Origin of the sequence: Hyalangium versicolor (assembly GCF_020103695.1) — a bacterium.
Lineage (GTDB): Bacteria > Myxococcota > Myxococcia > Myxococcales > Myxococcaceae > Hyalangium > Hyalangium versicolor.
This window is the reverse complement of the sequence record NZ_JAHXBF010000009.1, coordinates 39092-64679: the sequence shown is the minus strand read 5'-3', so window position 1 is coordinate 64679 and position 25588 is coordinate 39092. Positions and strand designations below refer to the sequence as shown.

General features: G+C 68.6%; 16 protein-coding genes. 7 read left to right on the top strand and 9 right to left on the bottom strand.

All coding sequences use genetic code 11. The features are described from left to right. Nucleotides 1–151 precede the first annotated feature (151 nt). Nucleotides 152–2689: a hypothetical protein gene (locus KY501_RS19760; RefSeq protein ID WP_224364758.1), complete on the top strand. Its 2538-nt coding sequence runs from the start codon at nucleotides 152–154 to the stop codon at nucleotides 2687–2689. Here the strand turns inward: KY501_RS19760 and KY501_RS19755 are convergent. From KY501_RS19755 to KY501_RS19745, 3 genes are all read right to left on the bottom strand, one after another. Then, nucleotides 2670–5063, bottom strand: coding sequence for a carboxypeptidase-like regulatory domain-containing protein (locus KY501_RS19755; RefSeq protein WP_224364757.1), 2394 nt, complete (start codon nucleotides 5061–5063; stop codon nucleotides 2670–2672). The two genes, KY501_RS19760 and KY501_RS19755, sit on opposite strands and share 20 nt — an antisense overlap. Nucleotides 5064–5079: 16 nt before the next feature. Further along, nucleotides 5080–7749: a carboxypeptidase regulatory-like domain-containing protein gene (locus KY501_RS19750; protein WP_224364756.1), complete on the bottom strand. Its 2670-nt coding sequence runs from the start codon at nucleotides 7747–7749 to the stop codon at nucleotides 5080–5082. 239 nt (nucleotides 7750–7988) lie between these two features. Continuing rightward, nucleotides 7989–8636, bottom strand: coding sequence for a carboxypeptidase-like regulatory domain-containing protein (locus KY501_RS19745; protein ID WP_224364755.1), 648 nt, complete (start codon nucleotides 8634–8636; stop codon nucleotides 7989–7991). A 464-nt stretch (nucleotides 8637–9100) separates the two neighbouring features. Between KY501_RS19745 and KY501_RS19740 the strand changes: the two genes are divergently transcribed. Together KY501_RS19740 and KY501_RS53945 are read left to right on the top strand one after the other, a co-directional pair. Further along, nucleotides 9101–9679: a hypothetical protein gene (locus KY501_RS19740; protein ID WP_224364754.1), complete on the top strand. Its 579-nt coding sequence runs from the start codon at nucleotides 9101–9103 to the stop codon at nucleotides 9677–9679. A 130-nt stretch (nucleotides 9680–9809) separates the two neighbouring features. Beyond that, complete coding sequence (locus tag KY501_RS53945) at nucleotides 9810–10613, top strand: endonuclease I family protein (RefSeq protein ID WP_224364753.1); 804 nt, start codon at nucleotides 9810–9812, stop codon at nucleotides 10611–10613. 8 nt (nucleotides 10614–10621) lie between these two features. Here KY501_RS53945 and KY501_RS19730 read toward each other — a convergent pair whose 3' ends face one another. After that, entirely contained in the window at nucleotides 10622–12658 is a 2037-nt protein-coding gene (locus KY501_RS19730; protein ID WP_224364752.1) for a M13 family metallopeptidase, read from the bottom strand. A gap of 144 nt (nucleotides 12659–12802) precedes the next feature. Beyond that, nucleotides 12803–13669: a DUF4846 domain-containing protein gene (locus KY501_RS19725; protein WP_224364751.1), complete on the bottom strand. Its 867-nt coding sequence runs from the start codon at nucleotides 13667–13669 to the stop codon at nucleotides 12803–12805. Nucleotides 13670–13744: 75 nt separating this feature from the next. On the opposite strand from KY501_RS19725, the gene KY501_RS19720 reads away from it, so the two are divergent. Both KY501_RS19720 and KY501_RS19715 read left to right on the top strand, forming a co-directional pair. Continuing rightward, on the top strand, nucleotides 13745–14062 hold the full coding sequence (locus KY501_RS19720; protein WP_224365030.1) for an antibiotic biosynthesis monooxygenase: 318 nt from the start codon (nucleotides 13745–13747) through the stop codon (nucleotides 14060–14062). A gap of 1 nt (nucleotide 14063) precedes the next feature. Continuing rightward, a complete protein-coding gene (locus KY501_RS19715) occupies nucleotides 14064–15233 on the top strand; it encodes an iron-containing alcohol dehydrogenase (RefSeq protein WP_224364750.1) in 1170 nt (389 codons plus the stop codon). Between the two features lie 20 nt (nucleotides 15234–15253). Here KY501_RS19715 and KY501_RS19710 read toward each other — a convergent pair whose 3' ends face one another. Continuing rightward, nucleotides 15254–15931 (bottom strand): glutathione S-transferase family protein, encoded by a 678-nt coding sequence (locus tag KY501_RS19710; protein ID WP_224364749.1) that lies wholly within the window; start codon nucleotides 15929–15931, stop codon nucleotides 15254–15256. A 160-nt stretch (nucleotides 15932–16091) separates the two neighbouring features. Here KY501_RS19710 and KY501_RS19705 point away from each other — a divergent pair, with 160 nt between their 5' ends. Further along, entirely contained in the window at nucleotides 16092–19745 is a 3654-nt protein-coding gene (locus tag KY501_RS19705) for a protein kinase domain-containing protein (RefSeq protein WP_224364748.1), read from the top strand. 10 nt (nucleotides 19746–19755) lie between these two features. Here KY501_RS19705 and KY501_RS19700 read toward each other — a convergent pair whose 3' ends face one another. After that, complete coding sequence (locus KY501_RS19700) at nucleotides 19756–20136, bottom strand: hypothetical protein (RefSeq protein ID WP_224364747.1); 381 nt, start codon at nucleotides 20134–20136, stop codon at nucleotides 19756–19758. Between the two features lie 177 nt (nucleotides 20137–20313). Further along, nucleotides 20314–21933: a sigma 54-interacting transcriptional regulator gene (locus KY501_RS19695; protein WP_224364746.1), complete on the bottom strand. Its 1620-nt coding sequence runs from the start codon at nucleotides 21931–21933 to the stop codon at nucleotides 20314–20316. 149 nt (nucleotides 21934–22082) lie between these two features. Here KY501_RS19695 and KY501_RS19690 point away from each other — a divergent pair, with 149 nt between their 5' ends. Then, complete coding sequence (locus KY501_RS19690) at nucleotides 22083–22877, top strand: alpha/beta fold hydrolase (protein WP_224364745.1); 795 nt, start codon at nucleotides 22083–22085, stop codon at nucleotides 22875–22877. Nucleotides 22878–22916: 39 nt separating this feature from the next. Here KY501_RS19690 and KY501_RS19685 read toward each other — a convergent pair whose 3' ends face one another. Continuing rightward, complete coding sequence (locus KY501_RS19685) at nucleotides 22917–25208, bottom strand: golvesin C-terminal-like domain-containing protein (RefSeq protein WP_224364744.1); 2292 nt, start codon at nucleotides 25206–25208, stop codon at nucleotides 22917–22919. Nucleotides 25209–25588 lie beyond the last annotated feature (380 nt).

The following is a 25588-nucleotide window of genomic DNA, read 5'->3' as shown; positions in this document are numbered from 1 at the left end:
TGTTGGGAATTCTGGTTTTCCATTTTAATGACGGCTCTGACATTTCCCCGCTGACCGGGACCCAGAGGGTTCACCGGTGAACGCAAGAGGCGCGGAGTGATGGGAAGCGGTGATCAGCCCTGCCCTCGGGGGATGGGTTAAGAGGAGGGACATGGCGGCTCTCAACGAGACGGTCGCGCGGCGGGGCACCCAGGTGCGGTGCCCGGAGTGTGCTCGCTTCAAGGTTCCTTCGGGAGTGTGCCCCTTCTGTGGCTGCGGAGAGATTCCCCCCGAGCGCTATGGCGCCGCGCGCATGTTGATCCGCGCTGGTGTGGATCGCTTCGCCCTGGCGCAGCGCGTAGCCGCCCTGGAGCCGCGGCAGGCGGAGTTGCTCGAGCACCAGTACGCGGAGCAGTGGGCTCGGGTCCAGGTGTTGCTGGAGGACGTGCGCCGCTGCGAGGCGGCGCTGCTGCAGCGGGGCTTCGTCGAGGAGGCGGAGGAGGCCCTTGTCTCGCAGCTCCCCATGCATCCGGAGCAGCTCGCGGAGGAACTGGGCACCGCCCAGCGCCGGGAGACGCTGGAGGAGGTATTCTCCAAGAGCCCTTCGTGGTTCGCGCAGCGCATGGCCGCGATCGCCCTGCTGCACCGCGGGAACACCTCTCCGAGCGTCCTCCAGTCGGTGCATCTCTCCGTGTTCGAGAACGGGCGGCTGGGTGTGGAGGCCATGTTTGCGCTGACCCGCTGGAAGGTCTGGCGGTGGGCGCGGCTCCGGCAGCGGGAGTGGAGCCGGGTGCGAGAGCTCGCTCGGGAAGCTCTCGCGCTGCCCGAGCTGGCACCTCGCGCCGCCGTCGCGTGGGTGCGCGCATCTCCTGGCAAGGAGCCCGAGGTGGATGTGCTCTTCGCCCTGCGCCAGGGGCTGGCGCACGCGGATCCCGATGTGCGCTTCGAGTGCGCCCTGTGCCTGAAGGACGAGGCCGGTCTCACCGCCGCGCTCGATGCTCCGGACGCCGAGCAGGTCTCCGAGGCCCGTCGCACCCTGGCCTCTTTGGGCTCGTCCGCACTCTTCCAGCGGCTCGCGGGCGAGGGGGGCGCGGCGTTCGCTCGGGATGTCGTCGCCACACTGCATCCGCCGCTCGCGTTCGAGGCCGTGGATGCGTTGCTCTTCGCCTCGGAGCGAGGACCGGACCGGCTCACGGAGTCGCTCCGGAACCTGATCGAGATCCAGTCCTTCGCCGAGAGTTCCGAGGTGGTACGGGAGCGCTGGCGGAGCTGGGCTCGCTCCACGCTGCATGAGCTCCCCGGAGATGCCGCCTTGCGGATCCTCTGGTGGGCGGCCCGGTCTCCGGTGGTTCGCGAATCCATGCGGCCCTTTGTCGATGGCACGGCCCGTGCGCTCGCGTGGGAGGAGGGCGCGGATCGAGCGAAGTGCATCAATGATGTGTACTTCTCGCGATTCCTCGCGCTCGCGGGGCCCGATGAGGAGCGTCTGCTCCACCGGTGGGCCCGTGAACCCGAGTGCGCGCCTCCGCTCATGCAGGCGCTGATGACGCTGACCTCGCGCATCCAGGACTGGGACGAGCCGGCGGGGCAGGCGGCTCGGCTGTGGGTGGCGGTATGGGAGGGAGTCGACCGGCCATTGATCGTCGACCCGCTGCGGCAGGCCGTGCGCGAGTGGAGCGGCATCTCGGGCCGGGACGAACTCATCGACGCGGTATGGCGCCGCTTCCAGCAGCATCCGGACGAGCGCGCGGATCTGCTCTCCGTCTTCGAGCCATGGCGCCAGGACCTCTGGGAGCGGCAGCTGGCCTCTCCCGAGGATGCCGTCGCTCGTTTCGAGGCCTGGTGGCGGGTGGATCCCCAGGGCTTCGCCCGGCAGGCCGATCTGCTCGTGCGCGATGCTCCCGTGAAGGAGCTGCCTCGGCGAGTGAGGGCCGTGCTCACGGCGGCCGAGGAGGTGGTGACCCGGCAACCGTGGATTGCCTCGCTGGGCGTGTTCTACGCGGCGGCGCCGCTCGCCGGTGCATTCCGAGCGGGCGAGGACCAGCTGGCCTCCGAGGCCGAGGCCTTCCTGAAGTGGTTCCCCGCCTTCGAGCAGCGCGTCCTGACGACTCCGGCGGAGAAGGATGATCGGGCTCCTCGGCAGCCCTTCCTCGACGAACTCCACACCGAGGTCCGGCTGATGCGCGAGCGCCTCGACGTCGTGCGAGACGAAGAGGACCGGAAGTGGCACGAGGAGATGCAGCGGCGGGTGAACGAGTCCCGGCGCAAGGATCAGGAGCGCCAGGCCCGCGAGGCCGAGCGTCAGGCCGAGGATACCCGCCGGGCGATGGAAGAGGCTGTGCGTGCCTCGGAGGAGTCCCGGCGCGCGGAGGAGGCTCGGCGCGCCGCGGAGGAGGCCGCGCGTGAGGCTCGGGTCTCTTCGCGCGCAGGAGACCCCGCACCGTTACCGGGGACCTTGCGCCCGCGCATTCCGCCCAAGCCGATCGATCATGAGATCATCTTCCCCGGCAAGGTCCTGGCCACGCTGATGGACTACGCACGGTTGCTGAAGGCCATGAGCCAGGGAGGAGACGCGCTGAAGGCCATTGCCGACGCGGGGCTCAGCCTCACCAGTTGGCCCGAGGAAGCCACGGCGTGGGGAAAGGCAATGATGGGGCGTCTGGAGCTGGCCATGCGCTTCGGCGAGCTGTTCAACGCTCCCTGGGAGTGAGGACGTCCTTCCCGGAGACGGTAACCTCCAACTCCCGGTGCTCCCCGGGCTGCAGGTCGAGCGCGACCGAGGCTTGCTGTGGGCCATCCACCATGACGGTCAGCAGGGTCGGGCCGGGAGGAACGCTGAGCGCGAATTGATCGCCCTCGAACTCGTGGGGCACGGTACGCGGGAGCGCGGGAATCTCCACGGTGATGTGCTTCACGGGAAAGCCGTTCCGGGAGATGACGTGCGCCCGAACGGTGGGCAAGGGAAGCAGTTGGACGGTGAAGTCACGTCGGCCTCCTGCGTCCCGGATCACCGCCGCTCGAGTGTCGTCCTCGGAGAAGATGCTCAGGAGAGGTTTTTCCGGATGTTGTTGATCCTTCGGGCTGAAGCAGACGTCGAGACGGCCCTGCTCATCCGTCAAGGTGTGTCCCCAGGCAGCCGGCGTGGACGCCTTCACGAAGGTCCGCTGTGCGGGAGCTCCATCCAGCTCCAACACCTGGATCCGAAGGTCGGGCTCGCGCAGCTCCTCCACGACGAGCGAGGCCTCCGTGGGGTGGCCTGCTTCCACCTGGAGTGTCCATTGTCCACTGCCACCACAGCCCAAACTCGGTGGAGGGGTTGCTCTCACGAGGTATGGCCCTGGCAGCAGGAGGGACCGGAAGTTCCCCTGCGCATCCGTGAGCGTGCTTCCTGCCGGATTCCGGGGCAAGGACTGGCTGAGGAACTCGAGCTGGAGAGGGCGGGCGGGAGGCGAACCCGAGCGCGTCAGCACCTGCCCCTTGACGAGCACTGCCCCGTTCTCGGGCTCGGCCGTACTGGGAAGGAAGAGCGAGCACCAGCTCGCGTCATGCTCGGGGACGAACGAGAGGGTCGATACGCCAGGAGAGTGCTCATCGGGAGGCACGCTCACAAGGACGGAGCCCGTGGGCAGACCCTCGAACAGGACATCGCCTTTGGCATCGGTCCACTGCTCGATGACGCGGCTTTCACCGACACGAGGCTGGAACCCGCTGACCTGGACGCGAACGTTCGCCGCGCGGTGCTTCGCCCTGTCCGAGACCGTGCAGCTGAGGTTGCCTCGAGGATCGTAGGTGAGCGTCCGTGAAGCGTGCTCGCCTGCGGCGAGCGTGAGCGGTCCGTGCTCGAAGCGAGATTCGTTGGGCATGCTCACCCGGAGTGTGTAGGTGCCAACTGGCAGCGACGGCAGCGAGAAGGCGCCACGTTCATCCGTCCAGGCGGAGCCTTGGGCAATCAGGCTCTGGGAGGAGCGGGCCTCCACGTGGGCTCCTGGCACGGGGGAGCCACTCCACTGGACCACCTGCCCGGAGACCGAGGCCGCCGCGCCGAGCTGGAGCCGCAGCCCCTGGACGCGTTGCCCCACGCCCAGCCGCACCTCCCGGTCCAAGGCTCCGCTCTCCTCGCCCCGTCGCGCCGACACGGCGTAGGCCCCTGTTGGAACGTCGAGAGAGAAGTGCCCCGCGCTGTCCGTGAGTGCCGTCACGCCCTCTTCGCGGCTGGTGGCGAACACCTCCGCGGCCTCCGCGGGCTCGCCGTCAGCGCGCAGCACCCTGCCTTCGAGCCGGCCTCCCGGGGCGAGCTGGAGGGTGAGGCGCGCCTCGAAGGGAATCGGAACCGAGGGGAGCACCGCGCTCACATAGCCGGGGGCTCGCGCCTCGATGCGGTAGCGTCCCGGTGCGACGCCCGAGAGTTGGAACTCACCCATCTCGTTGCTGGTGGCCATCAGGTTCTCCTCTTCGGGAGCCTCTGGACGGTCATTCGGGCCGGACGGGAACGCGAGCGACGTGAGGAGGATCTCCGCGAGTGACACGGGGTCTCCCGTGCCCTTGGCTAGCGTGATGCCGCGCAGCTCCGTGCCCTCTTGGAGGAGCAGCCGCACGCGGGTGCGCTCCGAGCCTGGGGGATGCACCACCGCCGCGTAGCCTGGAGCGAGCCCCTCCGTTCGGGCCGCCACGTAGTAGCTGCCCGGTGCCGCAGGCACCACCCACCGCCCATCGGCCCCCGTCTCGCCGCTGTTCCAACCGCTCCACTGCTCTAGCGGCGCGTGGGCGTCGGCGGGCTTGCGCTCATAGACATGCACCTGAGCGTCCGGCAAGGGCGTGGTGCCCGAGAGGACCTCGATCTCCAGCTCACCGTCTGCGTGCCTCTCCGGCTGCGCTGCCGCGGGCACCAGCTCTTGCCTGTGGGGCTTTGGCGGGAGCTGCGCCGCGCTCCGGGAGCGGGAGGCCTCCGCGACGGACGGCGAGGGAATCCCGGTCTTCGCCCCCTGCTCTGGCGGCGCGTCGCTCAGGAAGAACCAGAGCCCGGCGACGCCCAACGCCACCAGGATCGCTCCGGCGGCAGCTCCTCTGCGGTTCGGTGTCCGCACGCCCATGCTCCGGATGCTATCGCGCTTCGTTTCCTTGCAGAGCGGGCATCGCGATGTCGCCCACGTCGGTGTCCTGCTCAGGAGCCAGCTTCACCTGTTGCAGCGCGTTCCAGAGCAAGGGCTGGGTGATCTGACGATGGAGGTACAGCAGGTTCTCTCCTGCAGGCAGGTTGCGGAACGCAAAGCGTCCGTTCTCATCCGTGGGTGCTCTGCCGAACAGCGGTAGCGTCACCCAGGCCGAAGCCACGGGCTGCCGGGTGACCGCGTCAACAAGCCGCCCCGTCATCGAGACGCTCGGGTACAGGAGGACATCCAGCGTCTTGTCCTCCCCAGACTGGAGCTGGAGCGTGTGCGAGGCTCTCATCCCATCCGCCGTGACGACGACGAGGCTGGGACCCACGGGGAACCCGGGAATCTCGAAGCGGTCTCCCATGAACTCATAGGTGCGTGGCGTGAGGGAGCCCGGTGGGGAGAGCACATCCACCAGGAAGCGCCGCACGGGAATGCCGCGCGAGTCGGTGATTCGCCCCCGCGCCAGGGCCAGGGGCCGCAGCGGGAGCGTGAGCGCTTGTGGCACGCTCTTCACCTCGGCGGTTGCCGAGCGCGAGCCATCCAGCGTGGTGACGGCCAGCGCCAGCGGGGGCAGTCGCTGCCGCTGCGACGAGACAGGGAGACAGACCTCCAGGCGGCCCTGCTCGTCCGTCCGCGCCTGCTCCGTGAAGCCCATCTGCACCCGCACCTCCGTCTGCCGCACCGGCGCTCCCGCCGCGTCCACCAGTTGGAGGCGGAGATCCGGCTCGTGTGGCGACAGGATCAACGGAGGCTCCTGGTGCGGACCTGCCTCGAGTTGGAGCCGTCGCTCCTCGACGGAGCCACACTGAACGCTGTGCTGCCGGAGCAGGAGCAGCGTGTAGCCACCGGGGGGGACGACGAACCGGAACCGTCCCTGCGCGTCCGGCCGGGTCCTGGCCCGATAGGACCGCCGGCCCTGTCCGGCGATGTCGATCCACACGGCCACGTCGGGGGGCGCTCCCGAGCCCATCCGCACCTTGCCCTCCACGGTGGATTGCGCGCCTCCCTCCTCCGTCGCGCCTGGGACCCAGAGCGAACACCTGGGGTTTCCACTCGCGCGCACGAGCACGGATTGCTCCACCCCGGGAGAGCCGTCCTCTGGCAGGGTCTCCATGCGGAACTGGCCGGCGGGCAGCCCTGGGAAGAGGACGCGCCCATTGGCATCGGTGCGCTCTTCGAGGACCCGAGGGGCGATTGCCGCGGCCGGCCGGAGGGCGCTTGCTCGGACGCGCAATCCCTTCACGGGCCGCTCCGATGCGTCCCGGACCAGGCAGGAGACGTTGGAGTTGAGCGGAGTGGGAGCCTCCTCTGGGGTGAGTGTGAGCGAGGCGTGCCCGCCCGCGGTCAGCTCGACAGGGCCGGAGACGAAGGAGGTGCCCTCGGGCAGGAGGACCTGGACCTTGTAGGTGCCCGCCGCCAGCGGCGAGAGCTGGAAGGCTCCGCTCGGATCCGTTCCCGCCAGCACGTTGCTGACCGTGTCGAGCTCTTGGGACTCATTGACCGCCGCGGCTTGAACCCTCGCGCCCAGGACGGGAGTGCCATCCTTGTGGAGGAGCTTCCCGGAGATCTCCGCTCCCGGGCTCAGTTGGAACTGCAGCCCCTGGACGTTCTGTTCCACGGTGACGGTCACCTGCTGAGCCAGTCGTCCCGCCTCCTCGGCTCTGTGGCCCCAGAGGGCATAGGAGCCTGGGGGGACGTCGAGGGCGAAGTGCCCCTCGTCGTCGGTGAGCGCTGTGATGTCGGGCTCGCGGCTGACAGCGACCACTTCGGCTCCCACGGAGGGCTGACCGTCCGAGCCGAGGACCGTGCCTTCGAGGCGTCCTCCCTGGGCCATCAAGAAGGTGACTCCGCCCCGGAATGGCACGGGCGTGGAGGGCAGCACCGCCGGGACGTAGCCGGGAGCGCGCGCTTCGAGCCGGTACCGGCCGGGAGCCACTCCGGTGAACCGGAACTCTCCTGTCGCGCTGCTCGAGGTCACCAGGGCTTCCGCGTCGGGGGCTGGCTCGGGGGCTGGCTGGTTCGAGGGGAAGGCATGGGGCGTGAGGATGAGCTCCGCGAGCGACACGGGCTCGCGCGTGCTCTTGTCGAGGAGGGTGCCGAACAGCTCCGTTCCCGGCTCGAGGCGCAGCCGGACGCGGGTGTGCGCCGAGCCCGGGGGATGCACCACGGCGGCATAGGCCGATGCGAGCTCCGGCGCTCGGGCCGTCACGTAGTAGCTCCCCGTTGCCACGGGGATCACGCGTTGCCCATCGGCTCCGGTCTCGCCTCCACTCCGGGTGATCCACTCCGTCACGGGAGCCCGCGGCTCGCCCGGGTCGCGCTCATAGAGCTGGACCTGGGCTCCGGCCAGAGGGGTGTTCCCCGAGAAGACCTCCACCGTCAGCTCACCCTCGGGAGCTCTCTCGGGCCGCGGTGGGGAGGAGGCCGGGCGCACCTTCCGTTCCGTTCGAAGCTCCCACGGGGACTGAGCGGCGGAGGTAGGGGCGGCCGCGCGAGAGCTGCCCTGGAGCCCCGAGGGTTGGTCCCCCAGGAAGAACCAAAGTCCCGCGACACCCAACGTGACCAGGATCGCACCGGCGGCGGCGCCTCCTCGACCTGCCGTCCGCTCGCTCATGCTCCTCACGTGGGTGGTACGCCCGCTGGGGGCGGCTGTGAACCAAACTGGTATGGCCAGAATACCAGTTCACGGAGAACCCGCCCGGTGGGGCTCTCCGGGTCCGTTACGGAGGCACGGCGAGGTCCCCCACATCGGTGTCTTGCCCGGGCAATAGCTTCACCTTCACCCGATGGACCGGCTCTGGGAACCGTTGACCGAAGCGGCGGATGTGGCGCAGGAATTCCCCCGCGGGGAGCTCATGCAAGACGAAGCGGCCTTTCGGGTCGGCCTCCTGGGGACCCAGGAGGGGAGGAGTGACCTGGATCTGCCGTATCGGCCCGCCCGTGGTCGCATCGATGATTCGCCCTGTCATCGAGACTGGAGGATAGACGGGAATCTCCAGCGTCGTGCCCGGTGACGGAAGCCTCCGCACTCAGTTGGAGCAGCAGCCCTTGAACGCGCTGCCCGGCGGTGACGGACACCCACTGATCCAGCGTTCCTGTCTCCTCGCCTCTGCGAGCGGAGAGTGAGTATCTGCCCGGTGGCACATCGAGAGAGAAACGTCCCTCGTCATCGGTCTGCGTGGTCGAGTCCTGTTCCTCGAAAGTAGCGAGGACCTGCGCCCCGGCGGCGGGCTGTCCGTCCGCGCTGAGCACCGTGCCTTCGAGCTGTCCTGCCCGCATCATTAGAAGGGTGACGCGGCCTTCGAAGGGGACGGGCATGGAGGGCAGCACCGCCGTCATGTATCCCGGAGCGTGCGCCTCGATGCGGTAGCGGCCCGGAGCCAGACCCGAGAACTGGAACTCACCGTTCTCGTTGCTGGTGGCTAGCAGGTTCTCCTCCTCGGGCACATCCCAGCGGTCCGTGGGCTCGGTGCTGTGGTGCCTCCGCTCTTGCCTGTCCACTGAGCCGGGAAGATCGAGAGGTCCCCGGGCTCGCGCTCGTAGACTTGGACCTGGGCGCCGGGTAGCGGAGTGCTCCCAGAGAAGACCTCCACCACCAACTCGCCATCTGGAGGCTTCTCGGGCCGCGGTGCGGAAGCGGCCGGGCGCACCCTGGCTCTCGCTTCGGAGGACCGCGGAGGCGCGGAAGTTTTCAGGCCGCGGGAGATAGTGCGAGCGCTGGCCCCAGTCTCCGAGTCCCGCGCCTCGGGATCATCCCCCAGCAGGAACCAGAGCCCGGCGATTCCCAGGGTGACGAGGAGCGCCCCGAGCATGGCTCCTCTGCGGTTCGATGCGCGCTGGCCCACGATGGGACTCTATCGATGGATCCAGGCCCCCTGTGAGCAGGCACCTGCGCCTCTGCCGCGGTGCGATAGGGGCGCCGGGGGTGGCGAGCAGGTATCTGATCAGTGTGAAATACTCCGCATATGGTGAACGCTCATTCGAGGACCCTCTGGGCGCTGTGTTGGCTGGGACTGACGTTGCTGGTGCTCTTGCCCGATAGCGCCTCGGCTCAACGGCGGCGGCGTTTCCGAGAGGATGACGAGGATCCGCTCTGCTACCGAAGCCCTCAAGGCCTCTGCCAGAAGTTCCACATCGGCGTGGTGGGCGGAGGCATCCTCTCGTCGGATCTCGCCTCCAGCGGAGTGGGGTTGGATCTGGCGTACTCCTGGGTGGTGGCGCCGCGCTTCGAGCTGGGCGGCAAGCTGCTCATCCTGAAGGACGTGCACTTCGAGGAGGGGCCCTACGTGGGCACGGCCGAGGCCATGTTCCGGGTCGCCACCATGGCGCGGGGTTACCAGCGCTTCTTCCTGGAGTTCGGCGCGGGCTTCTCCCGGTACGACAGCCCGGAGCGGGCCTACTGGGCCTTCCCCTGCGGCAGCGGCGGCATCACCTATGAGGTGTCCGGGCCGGGCCTTGGCCTGTACCTCTCCGCGGGGATGTCGCTCCTGTGGGCCGAGGGCGTCACCGCGCTGCCCCATGCCAGCGTGGGCCTGTCTTTCTAGTGATTCCAGGGGTTTGAGCGCCGCCCAGTCTCACTGAAGGTAAAAATGCTGAAACGTCGGAGGATGGAAGCAACTGTAGGTGTGCGGCGCCGATAACTGAAATGTGAACTCCGTCAGCCTCCAGCGCCCCGTGTCCCGCCCCCTCGTGCCGCAGTCTTCGAGGGAGGCCTTCCGTTCCACTCCGGCCGCCGTCTCCGCCCGCGCCACTTCCGACTTTTCGTCGTTCTCCGCGGGCCCGGCTCGCGGGACGGCCTCGGCGGCGACGCGGCTCGGCTCCACCACCGCGCCCTCGGAGCCCCTGCCCTCCACGGATGATCCGTTCCAGGGGCTGCGGGACTCCGCGCTGCTGAAGGCCATCCACGACTCGTCCGCGGGCAAGCACGTGGTGAGCTACAACGAGGCGCGGAAGATCATGTTCACCGACCTGGACGTGCACAACGGCAAGGTGAAGGACGTGTACACGAACCGGGAGATCAACGGCGGGAAGATCCCCAGCAGCACGGACATGAACGTGGAGCACACGTGGCCGCAGTCGAAGGGGGCCACGGGGCCGGCGAAGAGCGACCTGCACCACCTGTTCCCCACGGACAGCAAGGCGAACAGCGTGCGCGGCAACTTCCCGTTCGGCAAGGTGGAGAAGGTGCAGTGGAGCAACCCGAGCGGGGCGAAGTTCGGCCTGGACGCTGCGGGCCGCAAGGTGTTCGAGCCGCCCGATGCGCACAAGGGCAACGTGGCGCGGGCGATGTTCTACTTCTCGGCGGAGTACAGCAAGCACATCCCCCCCGAGGAGGAGTCGGTGCTGCGCGATTGGAACAAGCTGGACGCGGTGGACTCGGCCGAGGTGGAGCGCAACCGGCGCATTGCCACCATCCAGGGCAACGTCAACCAGTTCGTCGAGCACTCCGACCTGGCCGACCGCGTCCAGGACTTCTGATCACGGGGCTACCACACCTTCACACGCTGCTCGGGCGGCAGCCATGCGCCGTCGCCCTCCTTCACGCCGAAGGCCTGGTGGAACTCGGGCATGTTCCGCACCACGCCGTTGACGCGGTACGGGCCCGGCGAGTGCGAGTCCGTGAGCAGCATCTGCCGCAGATAGTCGTCGCGGAACAGCGAGCGCCAGATCTGCGCCCAGCCGAAGAAGAAGCGCTGGTCTCCGGAGTAGCCGTCGATGACGGGCGCGTCCTTGCCCTTCAGTGACAGCTTGTAGGCGCGGTAGGCCACCGTGAGTCCGCTCAGGTCTCCGATGTTCTCTCCGAGCGTGAGCTTGCCGTTCACCGTCATCGCGTCGATGGGGCGGAAGGCGCTGTACTGCTCGGACAGCATGCCGGTGCGCTGATCGAAGGCCTGCTTGTCCTCATCGGTCCACCAGTTGCGCAGGTTGCCGTCTCCGTCCGAGCGCGAGCCCTGGTCGTCGAAGCCGTGGGAGATCTCATGGCCGATGACGCCGCCGATGGCGCCATAGTTGGTGGCGTCGTCCGCCTCGGGATCGAAGAAGGGAGGCTGGAGGATGGCGGCGGGGAAGACGATCTCGTTCATCGAGGAGCTGTAGTAGGCGTTGACGGTCTGCGGCGTCATGCCCCACTCGGTCCGGTCGATGGTCTTGCCCAGCTTGTCGAAGTTGCGCCGGGCCTCGAAGGTGGTGGCGCGCTTCATGTTGCCCACCAGGTCCCCCGCGACGATCTCCAGCTTGGAGTAGTCCCGCCACTTCTCGGGGTAGCCGATCTTCACGGTGAACTTGGAGAGCTTCTCCTGGGCGCGGGCCTTGGTGGTGGGGCTCATCCACTCGAGTTGGTCGATGCTCTCCTGGAAGGCCTGGCGCAGGTTGTTGACGAGCTTCAGCATGCGCTCCTTGGAGTCGGGGCTGAAGTGGCGCTCGACGTAGAGCTTGCCCACGGACTCGCCGAGCGCGGCCTCCACGGCGGCCACGCCGCGCTTCCAGCGGGGGCGGTTCTCCTGCTGGCCCTGCAGCGTCTTGCCCCGGAACTCGAAGTTCAGCTCCTCGAAGGGCTTGCTGAGCAGGTCCGCGTACCTGTCGAGCACCTTGAAGGTGAAGTACTGCTTGAGCACGGGCAGCGGCGTGTCCTTGAGCACTCCGGACAGGGCTTGGAAGTAGTCCGGCTGGCGGACGATGACGGCCGGAGTCTTCTCGGCGCCCAGCGTCTTCAGGTAGCTCGACCAGGAGAAGCCCGGAGCGAGCTGCTCCAACTCCGCCACCGTCTTGAGGTTGTAGGTGGCCTCGCGATCGCGGTTGCGCACGCGATCCCAGCTCTTCTCGGCCAGCCTCGTCTCCAGCGCGAGGATGTTCTGGGCGGCGGTTGCGGCATCCGGCTGTCCGGCCAGCGTGAAGAGCTTCTCGATGTAGGCCACGTAGGCTGCGCGCTTCTCGACGAAGCTCGCATCCTGCTTGGAGTAGTAGTCGCGGTCCGGCAGGCCAAGCCCGCTCTGCGTGAGGTAGACGATGTAGCGCGTGGCCTGCTTCGCGTCCTGGCCGATGGTGATGTTGACGGGCGTCTGCACACCGGAGAGGTAGAACGTGGAGAACAGCTCGGGGAGTTCGTCGGTGCTCTGGAGCGCGGCCACGCGCTGGAGGTCCGGGCGGATGGGCTCGAGACCCAGCGACTCGATGCGCTGGGTGTCCATGAAGCTGAGGTAGAGCTCGCCCACCTTGCGGGTGTCGCTGCCCTCCTTCGCGGTCTTGTCGGCCGCGGCCTCCTCGATGATCGCCTTGAGGGCGGCCTCGCTCTTGTCGAGCAGTTCGATGAAGGTGCCGTAGCGGGCCCGGTCCGCGGGGATGGGCGTGCTCTTCACCCAGGTGCCGTTGACGTATTGGTAGAAGTCATCCTGCGGGCGGACCTGGGTATCGAAGTTCTTCACCTCGACTCCGAGCTTGCGCGGCGGCGTGGCGCAGCTGGTGAAGAGCAGGACACCGAGCGCACCAGGGGCCCAGACAGCACGGGCAAAGGACTTGAAGCTCATGGGTCTCCGGGGGAAAGAGAGGCGAGTCGTAGCGGACCGGCAGAGGCATCGTCTACCGGCGTGGGCGGCGGAACAGTCGGATCCCCGGCCTATTCCCACGGCGCGCTGCGGCGCGAGCCCGGGTCTACGCTCTTCACGAGGGCGTTACAGCCGGCGCAGCGCGGACCAGGGGAAGGGCTTCCAGAAGGGGGTGGCCACCTCGTCTCCATTCAGGGAGAACCATGGGCCATCCTGGGCGGGAGAGAGCACCTGGAAGTCCTGCGCGGGGATGAAGCCCTGGCCCAGCAGTGCGACGCGCTGGCCCTCGGCGTTCACGGCCACGTCCAGCACCAGCACGGCGTGGCCCGGGCTGCCCCCGAGCACGAAGAAGTCCCCGGGCCGCACGTCCTCGCGCGAGGGGTGCTTCTTCTCCGCCTGCAGCGACAGCGTCCCGGCGTAGGTGAAGACGAGGTCCAGGTAGGCCCGGAACGACGCGCGCGAGCTGTCCGCAGAGGCGGTGCGGGCCCACTTCACCTTCGAGCCGGAGATCTTCGCGCGCTCGCCAGCGGCATACCGGGGCCAGGAGGCGAGATCCCCACTGGTGAAGCGGTAGGCGATGCGCTCCTTCTGCCCCTGGGCCCAGAGCCACTCGGCGTGGAGGCGGATGATGGAGTCCGCGCACTGTTGGAGGTTGGCGGAGCCCACCTCGAGCTCGGCCACCGCGGCGAGCCGAGGGTCGTCTCCGGCAAGCACCTGCCCGCTCTGGAAGTCGCGCACCGGGGTGCCTTCGGGGCGTAGCGGCAGACCGCGCAGCCAGGCTCCAAAGGTGCCCGATTCGACGGCCACCCGCGTGTAGCCGGAAGGAGGAGGGAAGGAGTCCTCCAGCGAGCGGATGCGCGCGTCCTTGGACAGCCAGGCGTACCGGGCCAGCTCCTCGCGAGTAGGGGCGCGAGGGGCAGGGGAGGTGGCCTCAGCCCGGGCGGTACCAGAGAGCAGGAGGCAGCAGAAGAGGAGGGGCAGGAGGCGGGGCATGGGGGCGTGTCGACAATATCGTGTCTCGGCGGGGCGGTGGTTCCGGGCGGCGCGGGCTCGCGCTACCCTGGTCGCATGCCCCAGAGCTTGTTGGTCGTCCACGTTCACGTTCACGTCAAACCCGAGCACGTCGACGCCTTCCGCGAGGCCACGCTGGCCAACGCGCGGGAGAGCGTGAAGGAGCCGGGGATTGCACGCTTCGACGTCGTCCAGGACACGGAGGACCGGACGCGCTTCGTGCTGGTGGAGGCGTACCGCACGCCCGAGGCGCCCGCCGCGCACAAGGAGACGGCGCACTACCTGAAGTGGAGGGACGCGGTGGCGCCGATGATGGCCGAGCCGCGAACGAGCCGGAAGTACGTCAATTCCTTCCCGGAAGACGCGGGGTGGTGACATGAGCACCGAGCTCTCCTTCGAGTTCGCCACGGCCACGCGCGTCATCTTCGGAGCAGGCCGTCTGGCGGAGGCGCCCGAGGTGGTCCGAGCGCTGGGTGGGCGCCGGGTGATGATTGTCACCGGGAGCACTCCGGTGCGTGCCGCGCCGCTGCGCGAGGGGTTGGATCGGCTGGGGTTGTCGACGGTGCTCTTCCGGGTGGAGAGCGAGCCCACACTGGAGATGGCCCGCGAGGGCACGGCGACGGCGATCGCGGCGGGGTGTGACGTCGTGGTGGCGCTGGGCGGAGGCAGCGTGCTGGATGCGGGCAAGGCGATCGCGGCGCTGGCCGCCAACGGAGGAGACCCGCTCGACTATCTGGAGGTGATTGGGGGGGGAAGGCCGCTGACGCATCCCTCGGTGCCGCTGGTGGCCATTCCGACGACGGCGGGGACGGGCTCGGAGGTGACGCGCAACGCGGTGTTGGGCTCGAACGAGGAGAAGGTGAAGGCCAGCCTGCGCAGCCCGCTGATGCTGCCGAGGGTGGCCCTGGTGGATCCGGATCTATTGAAGGGCTCTCCCAAGCCGGTGATTTCCTCCAGCGGTCTGGACGCGCTCTCCCAGCTCATCGAACCCTACCTCTCGGCCCGAGCCAATCCGCTCACGGATGCGTTGGCTCGGGAGGGCATGCGCCGGTCGGCGCGCTCGCTGCGCCGGGCGGTGCTGGAGGACTTCGACGCGCCGGCTCGGGAGGATCTGGCGCTGGCGAGCCTCTTTGGAGGGCTGTGCCTGGCCAACTCGGGACTCGGTGCGGTGCATGGCTTCGCCGCGCCGATGGGAGGCATGTTCCACGCGCCGCACGGGGCGGTGTGCGCGGCGCTGTTGGCGGCGAGCCTGGAGGTGAACCTGCGGGCCCTGCGAGCGCGTGCGCCCGAGCACCCGTCGCTGCCTCGCTTCCAGGAGGTGGCGGCGTTGCTCACCGGCAGGTCCGATGCGCGAGCGGAGGAAGCCACCATCTGGGTGAAGGAGCTCTGCCAGGCGTTGAGCGTGCCAGGCCTGCGCCGTTACGGCCTGACGGAGGCCGAGGTGCCGCGGCTGGTGGAGAAGGCACGGGTGGCCAGCAGCATGAAGGCCAATCCGCTGGTGCTCACGGAGGCCGAGCTCACGGAGATCGCCACCCGCTCTCTGTAGGAATCCGGGAGCGAGCCAGGTCAGCGCTGGACGATGGTCTGCGCCGACTTGACCATCGCTTCCTGGGTGGTGGCGTTGTCGAGCTTCACCTCGTGAGGCACCTTCAGCCCTCGCTGTGCCGCGGGCCGCTGCTCGATGGCCGCCAGCCAGCGCTGCAACTGGGGCAACCCCTCGAGCGACACTCCCGCCCACGCATGGCCTCGCACCCAGGCCCACGTGGCGATGTCCGCGATGCTGTAGTCCCCGGCCAGGTATTCACTCTGCTGCAGCCGTGTCTCCAGCACCGAGTAGAGCCGCAGCGTCTCGTTCTGGTACCGCTGGATGGCCGCCGGGATCTTCTCCGGGAAGTACCGGTAGAACACGTTGGCCTGGCCCTGCATGGGCCCCACGCCCGCCATCTGGAACATCAGCCACTGGATGACGCGCGAGCGCCCCTGGCGATCCGTGGGCATCAGCCGCCCTGTCTTCTCCGCCAGATAGATCATGATCGCCCCGGACTCGAACACCGCGAAGTCCTGCTCCTCGCGATCGACGATGGCGGGGATGCGCCCGTTGGGGTTGATCTTCAGGTACTCGGGCTGCTTCTGCTCGCCCTTGCCGATGTTGATGGGGTGCACCGTGTAGGGGAGCCCCAGCTCCTCCAGCGTGACGGAGATCTTCCATCCGTTCGGGGTGGCCCAGGTGTAGAGATCGATCATGGCTTCGTTGCTCCAGGGGTGGGGAAAATCGCTGGCGGTTGTCTAACGCGGCCCCCTGGTGATTTCCGCCTGCGTTACCCAGCAGCCAGCCTTTCCTGGGGGAGAGGCAGGTGGCTCCGGGGCCTTTCGTGTACCGGGGTCAAGTCCGTATGCTCTCCTTGTGAGTCCGCCGAGTTCGTTGCGTCCCGAGTACGAGGACGAGCTGCACCTCGCCCTGGTCGAGGGGGTCCTGTCCCGGGAGCAGGTCGAGCCCCTGCGCGCCGATGCGGCCCGTGAGGGCCGCAGCCCCTTGGACCTGTTGCTCGACCGGGGCCAGCTCTCCCCAGAGACGCTCTTCTCCCTGCGCGGTGAGCTCCAGCGCCACGGGCCCCCCGCGATGGAGGGGCAGCCTCAAGAGCCTCCCACCCAGCAGCCGGGCTCTGGGTCGCAGAACGCCGCCACCTCCTCTTCCGAGCCTGTCTTCCCGCTGCCCCACTGGGACCGATACCAGCCCGTGCGCTTCCTGGGACAGGGGGGCATGGGCCAGGTGTTCCTCGCGTACGATCCGCGCCTGCGCCGCAACGTGGCCCTCAAGTTCGTGCGCGAGGGCAGCCCCGAGCTCGCCCAGCGCTTCCTCTCCGAGGCGCGCGCGCAGGCCCGCGTCCAGCACGAGCGCGTCTGCGAGATGTACGAAGTGGGCGAGGCTCGCGGCCTGGCCTACATCGCCATGCAGTATGTGGACGGGCGCTCGCTGAGCCAGCTCGCTCCCGAGCTGACGCTGGAACAGAAGGTCCGGGTGATGTGCGATGTCTCCGAGGGCGTGCATGCCGCCCACCGGGCCGGGCTGATCCACCGCGACCTGAAGCCCTCCAACGTGCTGGTGGAGCGCGCCGCGGATGGGGGCCTCAAGCCCTACGTCATGGACTTCGGTCTCGCGCGGAATTGGCAGGGCGAGAACACCGCCACGGGTGCGGTGCTGGGCACTCCGCACTACATGGCACCCGAACAGGCCCGAGGCGAGGGCGCCGGGGTGGACCGGCGTGCGGACGTCTACAGCCTGGGGGCCACGCTCTATCAGGTGCTCACGGGCCAGCCGCCCTTCGCGGGCCTCAGCGCCTTGGAGGTGGTCAGCCGGCTCCAGACCGAGGATCCCCCGTCTCCGCGGACGCTCGTCCCTGCGCTGCCGGTGGATCTGGAAGCCATCGTCCTCAAGTGCCTCGAGAAGGAGCGCGTGGCGCGGTACGACTCGGCGCTCGCCCTCGCGGAGGACCTGGAGCGGTTCCTCGCGGGCGAGCCCGTGCTGGCGCGTCCGGCGGGGCCCTTGTACCGGCTGCGCAAGAAGGCTCGGAAGCACCGGGTGCTCGTGGCCGTGGGCACCGCCGCCACGCTCGTGCTGGGCGCCGCGTTGGGGCAGGCCGCCCTCGCCAGCCGCGAGGTGGTGGAGCGCGAGCGCTTCTCCCGCCGCTTCACCGAGTTGGTGGAGCGCATCGAGGCCATGGCCCGCTACTCCTCCATGGCGCCGTTGCACGACACCACCGCCGACCACCAGGCCATGCGCCAGAAGATGGACGAACTGGAGGCCGAGGTCCTCGCGGGCGGTGCCCAGGCCGTGGGGCCGGGTTCCTACGCCGTGGGCCGTGCGCTCCTCGCGCTCGGAGATGTGGAGGGCGCCCGCAAGCGGCTCGAGGCCTCGTGGGGGAGCGGCTTCCACGAACCTCGGGTGGCCTATGTGTTGGCGCTGGCGCTCGGGCAGCTCTACCAGGAGCAGCTCCTGGAGGTTCAGCGCCTGCGCAACACCTCGCAGCGAGAGGCTCGCCTCCGCGAGCTCGAGCAGCGCTACCGGGACCCGGCCCTCGCCTATCTGAAGCAGGGCGTTCAAGGCGGCGGAGCGGAGGTGCCCTCCACCGAGTACGTGACGGCGCTGATGGCCTTCTACGAGGGGCGCTATGAGGACGCCCTGACGCACCTGGAGAAGATGGGCACCCTGAACCCCTGGTTCTACGAGGCGCCCCTGCTCCGAGGAGACATCCTCGCGGCCCGTGCCAGCCAGCGGCTGTACCAGGGTGACCGCGCCGGAGCGCTGGCGGATCTGGAGCTGGCCCGGCGGGCCCAGGACACCGCCGCCGACATCGGCGAGAGCGAGTTCGCCGTCTACGCCTCCATGGCGCGGTTGGAGCTCACCGCGCTGACCTTGGAGCTCTACGGCAAGGGCGAGGTGCCGCCTCACTACGAGAAGGGCCTGGAAGCGGTCTCCCGCGCGGTCACCGTCGCGCCGGACCACTTCAGGGCCCGCGTGCTGGAGGCGCGGCTCCACCGCCGCATGGCGGAGTTCCTGGCGCAGCAGGGCGGGGATGTGCAGCCGTCGCTGGAGAAGGCCCTGGCCGCAGCTCGAACCGCCGTGGCGCTCGCGCCCAGGCAGCCCGAGGTCCATCTCGAGCAGGCCTATGTCTTCCGCCGCTGGGCGACCTATCGCCAGAGCCGCGGAGAGGAGCCCTCCGAGCAGCTCCGTGAGGCGGTTGCGGCCCTCGAGCGCATCCGCCCGGAGGATCGCGACCTGTTGTTCCACAGCGAGATGGGGAACATCTTCAAGGTCTGGGCCGACGCCGAGGATCAGGTCGGCCGCGACGCCGCCCAGCACCGGGGACAGGCGCTCGAGGCCTTCCGTGCCGCCCTCGCGCTGGATGCGAGCCAGGCGGAGCTCTGGGCCACCCTCGGCACGGTCTACTTCAAGCGGGCCACGGCAGCCAACCCCCGGGATGCCGACGGGGACCTCGAGCAGGCGCGGGTCGCGCTCGAGCGCGCTCAGGCCATTGATCCGGGCAACGCCGTCGTCTTCTTCTACGGGGGGCAGGTGCAGGAGTGGCGCGCCCGGCGCAAGTACAACCGCGGGGGCGGAGTGGATCCGGAGTTGGAGCAGGCCGCCTCGCAGTACCGCAAGGCGCTGTCCATCAACTCCAGGCTGGCCCCGGTGCACAACGCCCTGGGCGCCGCGCTGCACTGGAGGGCCGAGCTGACGTGGGAGGAGGGCGGGGACGCGTTCCCCTGGCTCGATCAGGCCCAGGCGGCCTTCGAGCAGGCCCGTGCCGTGGCTCCTCAAGCGCCCTTCGCGTACAACGGACTGGGCGAGGTGTACGCCAGGAGGGCCCTGTTCCAGCTCCGACGCAAGCAGGATCCGCTCACCAGCGGCCGCGCGGCGCTGGATGCCTACCAGCAAGCCCTGGAGCGGGCGCCGCGCAACGCCGTGTTCTGGGCGAACATGGCCAGGCTTCGTTGCTTCCAGGGCCTTTGGGCGCTGGAGCAGGGAAGGGATCCGGGGCCGGAGCTCGATCGGGCCACGGAGGCGCTGCGCCAGGCGCTCGGCATCAACCCGCACCTGGCGGATGCCCTGAGCTCTCAGGGAGAAGTCCTGGGCGTCCGCGCGCGCTGGCTGGCCCACGAGGGGAGGGCGCGGCGTGAGGACTTCGAAGCCGCGGCCTCCGCCGTCCGGCAGGCCCTCGAGGCGGATCCCGAGTGGCAGGAGTTCCGCCTGTCCGCGGCTCTGCTCTACCGCGAGTGGGGGGACTGGCTGGCGGCCACGGGGGGCGATCCCACGCCGGTCCTGCGTCAGGGACTGGCGTGGATTGACGAGGCGCTGGCCGCGCGTCCCCGGTGGGCTCATGCCCGGGCCGTCCGGGCGGCGCTGCTCCTGGCGCTGGCGCGGACCCCGGTGGGGCCCGAGCAACAGCAGGCCTGGCAGGGTGAGGCCCGGACGGAACTGGATCAGGCGCTCGCCAGCAACCCCAACCTCGTGAGCGAGTGGGGCCACGTGCTCGCTTCGCGCGGGCTCGCGCCTTGATCAGGCCGGCTTACTTCCTGCCCTTCTGGTCCTCCTCGGGGGGATCTCGCGTCACCTCCAGGTCGCCCGGCGGGATGGTGGGCGGCGTCGGGTCTTCGCGGTGTTTCTTGGGAGAGCCTCCCTGGGGGGTGATGTTGAAGGGGTAATGGCCATCGGCTTGGTCGCCGATGATGTATTGCTTCTTGAAGTCGGTGGTGCTGGCGCCGTTCAGCGAGAAGTCCTTGATCTGGCTCACGAACGGTGACTTCGAGCCGAAATCGATATCGACCTGATCCGTCCAGTCCTTCATCTCGAAGATGACCTTGTAACCCGCTTTGAGGATGGGAGGATCGGGGTCGTAGGACGGGCCGGTGGTCTTGATGTACACGTGCTGGATGTTTTCATCGCTCATGGGCTGCCTCCGCTGGGGATGAGTTGATGGGAGTGTGTCTCGTTCCCGCTGCTCGCAGTGTAAATGCACTGCCTGTGCCATGAGGGCGAGCCGTATGCGCGGGAGCGTGAAGCGAGCCGCTGACGTGTCAGCTCGGGGCCACGGTGTGTCAGTGGAGCGCGCTGACCTGTCAGCCGCTCAGGACGCGCTCAGCCCGAGTTCGCGGATGCGGCGCTGGAGGCCCCGCTTGGAGACCTCGAGCCGCTGCACCATGGCGTCCAGGTCTCCTTTGCACTCGTGGAAGCAGCGGGTGACCTCCTCGTCGCTCAGGTCTCTCGCGGTCCGCAGGCTGGAGCTTCGCTCGATCAACATGTAGAGCGAGGGGCGGGAAATGCCCAGCCGCTCGGCGGCGGCCTTGAGGTCCCACGCGGTGGCCCGGAGCGCTTCGAGCAACTCCGCGTCCGTCACTTCGGACGGCTTGCGGCGAGCCGGAGCAGGCTCCTGCTCGGTGTCCGGCTCCTGGGGCTCCGGGGGGGACCGGGAGGCGGAGTGCCGGGTCAGGGGGAGGGCGGCGGCGTCCAGTTCCTGCTCGATGCGCGGGGTGGCCTGCAGCCCCGGCAGGCCCCGGCTGCTGATGACGATCTGCCGCGTGACGTTGCGAAGCTGGCGGACATTGCCGGGCCAGGAGAAGCGTGTCAGGCGCACGGCAAGTGGGGTGGGCAGCCACGGCTCCTCCCTCGAACTGGAGTCCAACCGGTGGGGCTCGCCCATCGCCTCCAGTTCCTGGCGCACGAAGTGGTGGAAGAGCACGCCGATATCGTCCCGGCGCTCTCGCAGCGGAGGGACGAGGATCTCGTAGCCGGCCAGCCGGTGCAGCAGCGGGGCCTTGAAGAGTTCCTGGCGGATGCGGTCCGCCAGATCGGCATCCGTGGCGGTGATCAGCCGGACATCCACGGACACCGGAGTGCTTCCGCCCACGGGGTAGAGCTCGCCTGTCTCCAGCACTCGCAGCAGCAGCGCCTGCACCTCGGGAGGGGCCTCGCCCACCTCGTCCAGGAAGAGGGTGCCGCCATGGGCCGCGCGGAAGAAGCCTTCGCGATCCACGGTGGCGCCGGTAAAGGCGCCCTTGCGCACGCCGAAGAGCTCCGCGGCGGCGAGCTCCTTGGGGACGGCGCCCAGGTTGACGCTGATGAAGGGGCCCTCGCGCCGGGGGCTGCGCTGGTGGATGGCTCGTGCCACCAGCTCCTTGCCCGAGCCCGTCTCGCCGCGGATGAGGACGGGTACCTGGAGATCCGCCACGCGGATGATGTCCTCGCGCACGCGGCGGGTGCTGGAGCTGTAGCCCACCATGCCCAGCTCGTCCGGAATCTCCGGCTCGGAGGAGGGGGCCAGGTGGAGCAGCAGGACGATGCGGTCGGCCAGTACGAGCGGAATGCCGGCGGCGAGCTCCTCGGGGCTGAACTCCCGGGTGCCGATGAGGGGCTCATGCACCACGCGCACCTGGGTGCCGCCCTCCTCCAGGCGCAGCCGGACGCCTCCGCTCGCCGAGCGCTCGAACTGCAGCGGTTTGCGGCTGAGGAACGTGTCCGCCAGCGGCATGCCGAGCGGGCCTCCAGGGCGGACGAAGTCAGGACCTGTGCGCGACAGGGCCACGCTTCCGCCCGAAGCCAGCGTGCTCAGGAGCAGCCGCTCTCCCGCTCGTTGGGGGGCGGGGTGGGAGACGATCGTCAGCGCGGGCACGGGGCGCGATGCCTCCTCCGCGGTGGGGCGGTGGGGCGTGGCGGCCGTCGAGATGTCTGCGAACTTCTTTTCCTGCATGAATTCCTGCTTCGGGGGATTCGGCTGCGGGGATGGACGGATTCTAGCGCCTCTTCAGGAAGGGGAAGGTGGGATAGCGCTCCCGAGGAGAAATCCTGGGGCCTGGGCTCGCCACGCCGTACGTGGTAGCGCCAGCGCAGGGGAGTTCCATGATGAGCTGGAGCAGAGGAGTCTGCGAAGCGAACGGCATCCAGGTCCACTACCTCCGAACCGGAGGCGCCAGGCCGCCTGTCGTCATGCTCCACGGCCTGATGGGGAGCGGCGCCTGCTGGACTCCCGTGGCGCGTGCTCTCGAGAGGGGCTTCGATGTCGTCATGCCTGACGCCAGGGGACACGGCGATTCGAGCGCACCGCATGACGGCTATCGGTACGACGAGCTCGCGAGCGACGTCGTGGGGCTGCTCCGAGGGCTGGGGCTCTCGCGTCCGGTGCTGGTCGGCCACTCGATGGGCGGCATGACCGCTGCCGTGGTTGCGAGTCGGGAAGCGGGGCAGCTCCGCGCCCTTGTCCTGGTCGACCCGACGTTCTTGAGCCCCGAGCGCCAACGCGAGGTTCATGCGAGCGACGTCGCCGGACAACACCGACAGGCCCTCGGTTTCCAGAAGTCTGAGCTCGTCGCGCAGGCGCGAGCCCGGAACCCACGTCGTTCGCCCGAGCTCATTGAGCTCCAGGCCGAGGCCAGACTGAAGACCAGTCTGAGCGCCTTCGACGTGCTCACGCCGCCCAACCCTGAGTATCGGGAAGTGGTGCGCGCGATCGATGTCCCGACCCTGCTCGTCATCGGCGACAGCCCCGTCGTCACGCTCGAGATGGCAACGGAGCTGCGCGACATCAACCCACGCGTACGCATCGAACAGATTCGAGACGCCGGCCACGGCCTTCCGTTTGACCAACCCGAGCGTCTGGCGGAGGTGGTCGCATCGTTCTTGAGTGACCTGATGTAGCCGCTGTCCCCCTCGCATCTTCGCGAAGGTGGGGGCGATTCACGGCGTGACGGGCACCAGCCGCACCGCGTCCGCAACGACATAGCCGTCCGTCGTCCCATCCGTGCGCACGATGACCTCTGCCTGCGTGGTGGACAGAGGGAAGGTGCCCAGCAGGTTCCACTGCCCGGAGCCCGTGCGCTGGTTCACCTTCACCGTGACCACCGAGCCACCCGCCGTCACCACGTCGATGGGCACTGCCGTGGCGCGGTTGGCGTCCTCCGTCCACCGCGCATACACCTGGTACACGCCATTGGCCCCGAGCGCGGGCTTGAAACGGAACGCCTTGCGGCCCTTGTCCGCGTTGTTGTCATGCGCGTAGTTGGTGCCCTGGTAGCCGGAGGTGTAGCTCGAGGTCGGCCACTCCCCCACGGCGACAGCCCCGGAGCCCGCGTTGTCGACGATGAGCTCGGAGGCCGCGCCCGCCGACGCGCGCGTGCCGCTCCACGTCCGTACCCAATCCACCTGCATCTGCTGCCCATTGACTTGCGAGCCCGGCGTGTTGCTGTCCCAGCCGCCGAGTTGCAGCGACAGCAACATGTACGCGGGCACGCTCAGGATGCGTGAGTCGCTCCACTCGCCCGTCTTCACCCCGTCCACGTAGAAGGCGAGCAGCCCCTGCTGCCAGTAGGCGCCGTACACGTGGAAGCCGTCCGGGAGCGACGGGTACGACACCGGCCCCCAGCCCTTGGAGAGGTGGTCGGAGCCATAGCCATTCCAGTGGGTGGCGTGGGACGTCTTCGACGCTCCCCAGATGCCGAGCGACTCCATGATGTCCACCTCCATGCCACCGTTGTAGGTGCTCGCGGTGTCTCCCCATCCGTCCTCGACCTTGAGCACGGCGGAGGAGCCCTGGTTGATGCCGGCCTGGTCCCCCCACTGCACGGTGGCATCCTCGGTGGCCACGTAGGCGACACCGTTGATGACGAGCTGGGGCCGATCCGCCGCTGCGGCGGCCTCGCGGCTGTGGAAGTGCAGGTACTTCGTGCGCAGGAACGTGTCCGCGACGACGAGGCTCACCTTCTTGTCTCCGGTGATCTGCTGGGCCACGTAGCTGGTGACGTCGACGGAGATCTCGTCACCAGCGGAGACGTCGTTGTTCCACTGCTGCGCCATCCATACGGGGTTGGGAGTGGGCTTGTTGTTCCAGGTGAGGGTGGACTCGCTCCACGCATCGTCCTGGAGCTTCATGAAGACGAGGTTGTTGGTGCCTCCCGACTCGCGCGCGGCCACCTTGAGCTTGAGCACCGCGCTGCTGACGCTGGTGATGCCCGACTGGGTGAGATCGAACTTGAGGTAGGCGCGTGAGTACTCGTTCTGCGAGCCGTACGCGCCGCGGTCCGGCATCATCCAGAACGCTGGCCACAGCCCGTTGACGGCCGGGTACTTCACCCGCGCCTCGAAGTAGCCGTACTGCTGGCGGTAGTTGAAGAAGGTGCTGATTTCCCCCGTGGCGTAGCCGTAGTTGACGCCGCTGAAGCTCATGGCGCGCTGCTCGGCGCGGAGTGTGAGCTTCCCGCTGGAGACGCTCACGTTGCTGGGAGACAAGCCGCCCGAGCCCGCGATTCCCGCCCAGTGCTGGCCGAGCCGCCACTTGGTGCCGTCCAGGCTCGAGCCGTCGAAGTCATCTTGGAACTGCAACTGCCAGGAGCCCGCGATGTTCGGCAAGGGAGTGGGCGAGGCCACTCCGAGCCGGTTCTGCGCGGTGTTGGCCGCCGAGTTCACTGAGGACGGTGTGTAGGCCTTCCACACGGCAGGGAAGTCCGTCACCCGTGAGCCCGCAGTGGTGCTCCAGCCCGCGCCGGTGCTCTGTCGGACGAAGCTGGTGCCCACGCCCTCCGCGCCAGCGTTCGTGAAGCCGATGGCGTCCACCACGTGGGAGGTGACGAACGTGCCGTCCGTGTAGAGAGCGAGCGAGTCGTTGCCGGTGAAGTCCATCACCGAGCCGCTGCCCGCCTGCGCCTGGGCCATCGGGTAGGACGGCAGCACCGCCGAGCTGTCCCGGATGAGGTAGGTGGCCCCTGGGGCCAACAACCCGGACAGGGCCATCCCCGCCGTCGGCGGCGAATTCGACTTGTACCCTTCCGCGTTCGAGTCCTTCCAGCACCCGAGCCGGTAGGTGGAGAGATCCACCCAGGTGCTTGAGACATTGGTGAGTTCGAGCCACCGATTGTTTCCAGTGCCTTGGTAGTACTGGGAGATGAGCAGATCGGCTGACTGGGCCTGCGTCGCGACCAGCGCACCGCAGACGGCCCCACACACGGCCAGACGGGGATTCGAGAAGGATGACATGTCGACTCACCGGAAAGAGGTACGGACAATTATTCAGCAGTACATGGCTTAAGTTGTAAAACAAGTTTAAATTGTTTTGCGGAAATCTCTAGGAGGGCTCCTTCATGATTGTCGAGCGATCATCACGGGTGCGAGCCGCACCGGTGGAGGACTCCGCAGCCATGGAGCGCTCGGGCGTGGAGACAATCTGCGAGAAGCGCAGGAACTCGATTGCGGCGAGCGAGATCGCCCGGGCCCCTGCGATGCCTCAATGCCTTGTCAGTTCGAGGCGTTGCCTCACCAGGCGAGCCGCAGTCACGCGGATCGTTGGCCGCGTTTCGGAGAGAGCGTCGCCACCGTGGGGGCCCTGGGCCAATCAGCCGCCCGGGTCTACCCGGCTA

Bases quoted from the DNA above. Each gene is read 5' to 3' on its own strand.
- KY501_RS19760 (WP_224364758.1), top strand. From the start codon at position 152: ATGGCGGCTCTCAACGAGACGGTCGCGCGGCGGGGCACCCAGGTGCGG.
- KY501_RS19750 (WP_224364756.1), bottom strand. From the start codon at position 7,749: ATGAGCGAGCGGACGGCAGGTCGAGGAGGCGCCGCCGCCGGTGCGATC.
- KY501_RS19740 (WP_224364754.1), top strand. From the start codon at position 9,101: ATGGTGAACGCTCATTCGAGGACCCTCTGGGCGCTGTGTTGGCTGGGA.
- KY501_RS19730 (WP_224364752.1), bottom strand. From the start codon at position 12,658: ATGAGCTTCAAGTCCTTTGCCCGTGCTGTCTGGGCCCCTGGTGCGCTC.
- KY501_RS19725 (WP_224364751.1), bottom strand. From the start codon at position 13,669: ATGCCCCGCCTCCTGCCCCTCCTCTTCTGCTGCCTCCTGCTCTCTGGT.
- KY501_RS19720 (WP_224365030.1), top strand. From the start codon at position 13,745: ATGCCCCAGAGCTTGTTGGTCGTCCACGTTCACGTTCACGTCAAACCC.
- KY501_RS19715 (WP_224364750.1), top strand. From the start codon at position 14,064: ATGAGCACCGAGCTCTCCTTCGAGTTCGCCACGGCCACGCGCGTCATC.
- KY501_RS19710 (WP_224364749.1), bottom strand. From the start codon at position 15,931: ATGATCGATCTCTACACCTGGGCCACCCCGAACGGATGGAAGATCTCC.
- KY501_RS19700 (WP_224364747.1), bottom strand. From the start codon at position 20,136: ATGAGCGATGAAAACATCCAGCACGTGTACATCAAGACCACCGGCCCG.
- KY501_RS19695 (WP_224364746.1), bottom strand. From the start codon at position 21,933: ATGCAGGAAAAGAAGTTCGCAGACATCTCGACGGCCGCCACGCCCCAC.
- KY501_RS19690 (WP_224364745.1), top strand. From the start codon at position 22,083: ATGATGAGCTGGAGCAGAGGAGTCTGCGAAGCGAACGGCATCCAGGTC.
- KY501_RS19685 (WP_224364744.1), bottom strand. From the start codon at position 25,208: ATGTCATCCTTCTCGAATCCCCGTCTGGCCGTGTGTGGGGCCGTCTGC.